Consider the following 6,335-nt stretch of genomic DNA (forward strand, 5'->3'; position numbering starts at 1 on the left):
ACGAATTTGGCCCTTGAGTTAAGGGTGGTTGAAGTCATGGTGTGTCTCCTTAGCTCTCGGCAAAGGGACACATCACCCCCATGGGGACTAACGTGTCCCCGGATGGGATTTTTACGGACTGGGCGGATAGTAATGGCGCTGAATAACAGGGCGCTCCGTCCGGTCCTTCGAGCTCATCACATAGGTGTGTGGCTCATGCTCGATTGATAACAACATGCCGACAATCAAGGCCAGCACAGCGAAAACGATGCGCATGCCTTAGAAGCCATTGGCTGCAGCTTGACGCATACCGTTGGAACCCCACGGATCCGCACTCATCGGAGCACGGTCTTTCGGGGTTGCGGCGAGCGTTCGTGACTGCGGGAACGGCCCTTTGTCGATGTGTGTGTTGCCGTTCGCGCCAGGTACGCCGCTAAAGCCGTGACCACTGCGTGGCTGACTTGTGCGGGTGTTCTGGGGCGGATTGTTTTGCGGGCGACGCTGTTGCGACTGTCCGCGGTGCTGCTGGACCGTTTGGTTGCCAGCATGGGTGCCGCTACCATTTTCGAATTGATCGAATGGTCCCGGCTTGTGGGGCGCGTTTTGGTCTGAATGATCAGCCGGAGCGCGCGTTCCATCAGTTGGTTTAGTGTAATGTGCAAGCGCAGACATGCGGTCCACATTGCACTGAAGGTAAGAATTACCCTGATCTGGCGTTACCAACTTGATCGCGCCGGAGAAGCTAAGGAGCATGCCTTGCTCGTAATTCCGCTCGTTCAATTGGATTGCCAGTTCGCCGTAGGCGACACACAAGAAATAAGTTTCTTGTTTGCCATAGCTGTGCTTCAGCTTGAACGTAATACGTTCAAGCCCTCGGCCGGTCCGATCACAGAATGGATCGTCCAAAAGGATTGCTGTTCCGGCGAAGATGTTTTGATCGAAATTCATGGTGAAATGTCCTCTTGGCAAAGCCAGGGACACACTTCACCCCCAAACAGGGATCAAATGTCCCTGGCGGGTGGTGGTATAGCGCCGATATGTTCGGCGGGACGGAACGAAAACCAAAGGCTTTTCGCTCTTTTGATCAAACTCCAAAGGAAGTCAGATCGCAATTCAGCAAAGTGCTGAGTAGTCGGCAGAGGTTATCTCAAGACTTCCATTTCTGACAATCCCCATTTTTTGAAGACCCAACGTATTGGCTATTTTTTCCGCCAGAGCTCCAGTGGAAGCCAACTCTATCTGCCGGTAGACAGAATGCAGAAACACAGAGCGAGAGCAGATCACCGCTTTCGCAAAAACCTGAGCAGGAGTGATCATGCACAAGTCGATTGTTGTCCCCGCTGAAGAGTGGCAGCGCCTCACCAAGGCCTGTGATTTGGTCCGTATCAACGAGCAAACCATGAAGATGAAGCCCGGGGCGGAAAAGCCGGTTTCAGTGAAAGTCGAGCCGCTTGGCGCTCATCTCTACACCGCTTTCTGCGTCTGTTTTGGTTCGTTTTCCAATTTGCGTTCTTCGTACATCGGTGCGTACCGGCTATGCCCACTCGATGCTTACACCGGTAAGACGACCATCCTCTATCACGACGAAGACGCGATCAAAAACGGCGAGCGTGAACGCGGTGACATGACCGGATTGATTGTCACACATCGCGGGAAAAGCTACGTGTGCCAGGAGCGGACCCATATTCTTCGCGATTTGCCCGAAGATCGGCTTTACCTCGAAGTTGCCAAAGCCCATGAAGCAAAGCTTTTCGAGAGCAACGCACTTGGTTGCACACGCAATCGAGAGCGTGAAGAGCATGGGGTCGTGTGGCGCACCTGTCAGGGTCATCCCATCGCTTGCTATGGCGAGAGCCGTTACTTGTGCTGGCAGAACCGGGACACAATCGAGTTCACGTCGATTGACCCCAGCTACACGCTTGATAGCGAGATTGAACTAGATCCGGCTGTCGCTGCTGCGCATTGGGCCTCGCCCGTTGGCCATACCCCCACCGAACAACTCTCACTGTTTTGATCGTATCCTTTGGAGCTATTTCAATTATGGCCATTTATGTATCAATCGGGTCGCTTGTTGAGCGCAAAGCCATGTTTTCCGGCACGGCAGTTGCCACACTAACCGCTCAAGCTGAAGCCGCTATCGAGAACCTGTGCAATGCGGTCGCCACGCACTACGGTGTTGAACGCCGCGCTCTCGTTTACACGGATGATCACGCCGTGCTTTGCCCAATGCAGTTCAAAGAAGTGCCTGAAACCATCCGGTTTGGATGTGACGAGCTGGGTCTGAATATTTCATGCTTCCTGATGCAGCATGATCTTATCGATAGCCCGACCGTTACCTCGGCCGCCAAGGCCTTTGCTGAGCAGTTTCGTGCTTTGGGTGAGAGCCTTGCGACCCACTATTCCGTTCGCTTCGTGGATTTTGCCATCGACTATGCCCTTGAACTTCAACTGGCGGCCACGCATGAAGGTCAGGATTGCCCCGAAGACCTTCAAGCATTTGACGAAGGTGGCGAGCTAAATTTTTACGAGACCGACGGGACAGGAGAATAAGGCGTGCTCAAGTTTATGGTAACTGACCAGATAGGTCGGGTCGTGGCCAGTGACCTGCAGTTTACGAACGCGATCACCATCTTGCGCAAACAAGATGACGATGGCCGCCAGCATAACATCTATCTCGCAGATGATGACTGTCTCGACGAAACTGATGGGTGTCTCGATGTCAGTAAGGCACGCGCTATTGTAAGCGGTGATGGTCTAATCGTGCCGTTCGACGGTAGCGACTATGTGCCAAATGACAATGCTCCGAACAGGGTTGCCGGGATCATTGGCCCGGAGCAGCTCTCGAACCTGTTCAGTGAACCTTGCCCAAGCTGTGACGGCTTTGGTGATGAGGATCCTAACAACACCGATGGTGATGCGATCTGTTCAATGTGTGCGAGTGGCAGCACCTTGGCGGATGCGGTACTTCTTGCGATTCACCGGGCCGGTCGACTGGAACCGACAAACCCCTTGGTGCGACTAATTACACACTATCTGCGAGGCGATCGGATTGATGTTTACCCCGATCACCTGCGGTCATCGGTCAAGCAAAGCGCATGACCTGAACCCCATCGCTGGATGCACGATAACTGACGAAGACCTGAAATGCCTATAACCGAGAACACCGCACCAACCACGGTCTACGTCAGTTGTCGCGCCGAGGCAGAACAAGCAATACTCAGCACGGCTCGCTGTGTGCTGGTTCTTAGCTATGCGAATGCGCATCTCGACACGCTGGAGCTGTCTATTATGGGGAAGTCACGCGGTATCTGCGTCCAAGCAGATGCCGAAGCCGCGATAGGGTGACATGCAGCCTTAACCCTGGTCGAGCTCTCTGCTTGCTGTCGACAACTCTCTGATCAAATCATAAATCCGGTCACGCGTATCTTCATTGGCGATCTGTGAGTAGAACCGAACCAGGTTTAGTATCCGACGGTCGATGGCGACCGCTTGCTTTTGAAGCTGGTTCAGGCCGTCCTCGCTATCTTCCTCTTCAGAGGGGAAGAGCGAGGCAATATCGATCTCCAGAATTTTCGCAATCTGGTATAGTCGGGATGCCGATACTCGGTTGACACCCTTCTCATACTTCTGCATCTGCTGAAACGTGACGCCGACACTCTCTCCCAGCCCGGTTTGACTTACGCCTCTCAGGACCCGATGCTGTCGGATCCTCTCCCCCACGATAACATCAACCTCGTTTGGTCCATCTTTGGCTACACTGGTTCGACGTCTTCTCGGTTTGGCTAGGACTGCTTTGGCCTCTTTCTCACTCATTGGTTCTTCCTTAGTGATAAAGCCGCTTCAACTGCGGTTCACCCATCCAACCACGCTCAAATTCGTACCACGCATGTGCAGTTGGAGATGAGCTCTTACGCTTCTCTGGAGGGATGTGGAACCCCCAGCACGTTGCTCTTTTCGCACACAGATACACCGTCTTACAATGTGCACTATCCCACCAGGAGTGGCGATCGTCGCTTTCAAGCCAAGAGAACCTCTGAAAACAAAGCACCTTTCTTGCGCCGAGCTCGAAGGCCCGATCGATGAATTCGCAGGCCAATGAGAAAGGTGGATTGACGAAAACGTCAAAGGAGCCGGGCTCCCAACCATCGACCAAACCGTTCGCTTCAGGATTTAAGAAATCCGTGAGAGTGCGTGGACCGTCATACTCCCATTCATAGATATCGGCCGAACGAACTTCATGGCCACGCGCGAGTGCCGTTTGCGCGAGAATGCCCCTACCCACGCAGGGATCGAGCACACGCTTCTGTAACGGCACTGCCGATAGTCCCGCTTCAGCCGCCCATCTTGGTGTTTGATAAGCCTCCAGTGCCAGAGCAGCTTGCGCGATACTCTGGAATTGAAGCGGAGCCAATTGGCCCAGCAGATCCAGCTGCACGATCGACATGGTCATCTCTCCGATTTAGCCCGCGCCTTGGTGCGCGTCCCGAACATTTTCGGTCAGTTCAACGGCAGCATCCACAGGAGCTCCCAGCGGAAAAACACCAAGAACCTTTTCGAGGAAAAAGCACGCTCAACTTCGATAAGGATTGTTACCGATAACTATTCTGCCGAAATGTCGCTTGCGTTCGAATTTCTGCATCTATCGACACAAGCCCATGCGCGACGGGTGCTAGGTATCGTTTGTAAGGCAGGTTTCCCTTCTGACCTCCCTGCAACTTCCAACTCCAAGCGGGCAGTCCTCGTGACTTGCCCGCTCTTTTTTTATCTGGAGCTCTTCTGTTCTCAGTGTGCTCGCTGGCGCACTCTCTCCTGGCTGAAGGAGACACACATCATGACTTACATTGATCCAGATATGGCCAGCGCGGCCAACATCGTTCCCCGCCTCACCATCGAAGCGATCTGCAACAAGCGCGATCATGTTCTCGAAGAATACGCGGCGGCCTACGACAAGATCGAGGAAGCACAAGACGCGATCAAACAGGCTTACCAGGTGCGTGGAGACTGTGCGCCAATCGTAAACAGTTACAATCAGCACATCGACGATCAGGCCCGTAGTCTCTTGGTATCGATTTCCGCACCAAGCCGCGAGGAATACCTGAGCGCGGCAAGACACATGGTCGACACAGACGTTTGGGCTTACCTTGTGGAACATACCCGTGTGCTCAAGCTGATGGACCGCATCGCCCGCCGCGAGTTCCGCGAGCAATTGCTCCGTGATCCGCCTGAAGTCACCTATGACAATGTTCAGGCGACGCTTGAGGAAATTTATCTCCAGTACACCACCATTTTTCAGCGTTCGATAGCGACAAGTTTTTCGTCGTTAGACCGACGTTTCAAGAGCCATGATGGCTGGAAGATTGGAAGCCGCGTTATCTTGGATAGAGCACTGGATGATTTTCGTCATTGGTCCTCACACCGGTATATGGATGACCTTCTTCGGGACATCGAGCGCGTGTTTTTCATCCTCGATGGCAAAGAAATTCCGGAGGAGTATGCAAGTGTCGTTGTTGGTGTACCCGACGTTGCAGGTTCATGGGGCCGGGCTCGGCAAGGTTACTTTGAAAATGAATATTTCCGTGTTCGCGTTTTCCTGAATGGCAACGTCCATATCTATTTCAGACGCGATGATCTCTTAAACGAGGTCAATCGCCATCTCGGAGAATACTATGGTGCCCCCATCCCACAGGACACGAAGCACCGCGACACTTCCCAAGACGACCTCTTCGACGCCAAACTCACACCGGCAAAGAACTTTGGCCTGTTTCCTACGCCGGACCTCATTCGCAATCGCTTGTTTGAACGTTTGATGATGTATCGTCGGCCCGATGATACTCAATTGCGTTTTCTCGAACCGCAAGCGGGTACGGGAGCACTCGCCAGTTATGCTGCAGAGGAAGAGGGCGCGCTCGTCGATTGCGTCGAGATCCAACCCCAGCTGGCCATGGAGCTGAAGGCATCTAAACTCTACAACAAAGTGACCACGGCCAATTTCCTCGATCTGTCGCCAGATCCGGACAATCTATATGACCGCATCGGCATGAACCCGCCATTTGACCGGGAACGAGATATTGATCACGTCGTGCATGCGCTCAAATTCTTAAAGCCCGGTGGCATTCTTTGCACCGTAATGTCCGCAGCCACCGAGTTTCGCGAAACAAAGAAATCCATCGCTTTCCAGAAGCTCGTCAAGCAGCTGGGAGGTCGGTTTGAAGATTTGCCCGAGCGGTCCTTCAGCGATGTTGGCACCAACGTGAACACTGTTCTTTTGACGATCCGCACCAAAGAGACTTGACCCCAACCTGCCCTCCGACCGGTCACGTTCGAGGGCAGAATCCCCTGTGTTTTTTCGCGGTGAG

7 protein-coding genes are annotated in these 6,335 nt (G+C 53.4%); 4 read left to right on the forward strand and 3 right to left on the reverse strand.

Features of this window, described 5'->3' with window-relative positions; genetic code table 11:
• Positions 1 to 258: 258 nt before the first annotated feature.
• A complete protein-coding gene (locus WA429_RS20550) occupies positions 259 to 927 on the reverse strand; it encodes a hypothetical protein (RefSeq protein ID WP_336107809.1) in 669 nt (222 codons plus the stop codon).
• Between the two features lie 367 nt (positions 928 to 1,294).
• On the opposite strand from WA429_RS20550, the gene WA429_RS20555 reads away from it, so the two are divergent.
• Genes WA429_RS20555 through WA429_RS20565 form a run of 3 tightly spaced genes read left to right on the forward strand, consistent with a single transcriptional unit; the run spans position 1,295 to position 3,078 of the window.
• Positions 1,295 to 1,993: a hypothetical protein gene (locus WA429_RS20555; RefSeq protein WP_336107810.1), complete on the forward strand. Its 699-nt coding sequence runs from the start codon at positions 1,295 to 1,297 to the stop codon at positions 1,991 to 1,993.
• A 26-nt stretch (positions 1,994 to 2,019) separates the two neighbouring features.
• Positions 2,020 to 2,529 (forward strand): hypothetical protein, encoded by a 510-nt coding sequence (locus WA429_RS20560; protein WP_336107811.1) that lies wholly within the window; start codon positions 2,020 to 2,022, stop codon positions 2,527 to 2,529.
• A 3-nt stretch (positions 2,530 to 2,532) separates the two neighbouring features.
• Complete coding sequence (locus tag WA429_RS20565; protein ID WP_336107812.1) at positions 2,533 to 3,078, forward strand: hypothetical protein; 546 nt, start codon at positions 2,533 to 2,535, stop codon at positions 3,076 to 3,078.
• A 255-nt stretch (positions 3,079 to 3,333) separates the two neighbouring features.
• Here WA429_RS20565 and WA429_RS20570 read toward each other — a convergent pair whose 3' ends face one another.
• Entirely contained in the window at positions 3,334 to 3,792 is a 459-nt protein-coding gene (locus WA429_RS20570; protein WP_336107813.1) for a helix-turn-helix domain-containing protein, read from the reverse strand.
• Between the two features lie 10 nt (positions 3,793 to 3,802).
• Positions 3,803 to 4,423, reverse strand: a complete 621-nt coding sequence (locus WA429_RS20575; RefSeq protein ID WP_336107814.1) for a hypothetical protein — start codon at positions 4,421 to 4,423, stop codon at positions 3,803 to 3,805.
• On the opposite strand from WA429_RS20575, the gene WA429_RS20580 reads away from it, so the two are divergent.
• Entirely contained in the window at positions 4,391 to 6,271 is a 1,881-nt protein-coding gene (locus WA429_RS20580) for a DUF4942 domain-containing protein (RefSeq protein ID WP_336107815.1), read from the forward strand. The genes WA429_RS20575 and WA429_RS20580 overlap by 33 nt on opposite strands.
• Positions 6,272 to 6,335: the final 64 nt, after the last annotated feature.

The organism is Thalassospira sp. CH_XMU1420-2 (assembly GCF_037029325.1).
In the GTDB taxonomy this organism is placed as follows: Bacteria; Pseudomonadota; Alphaproteobacteria; order Rhodospirillales; family Thalassospiraceae; genus Thalassospira; species Thalassospira povalilytica.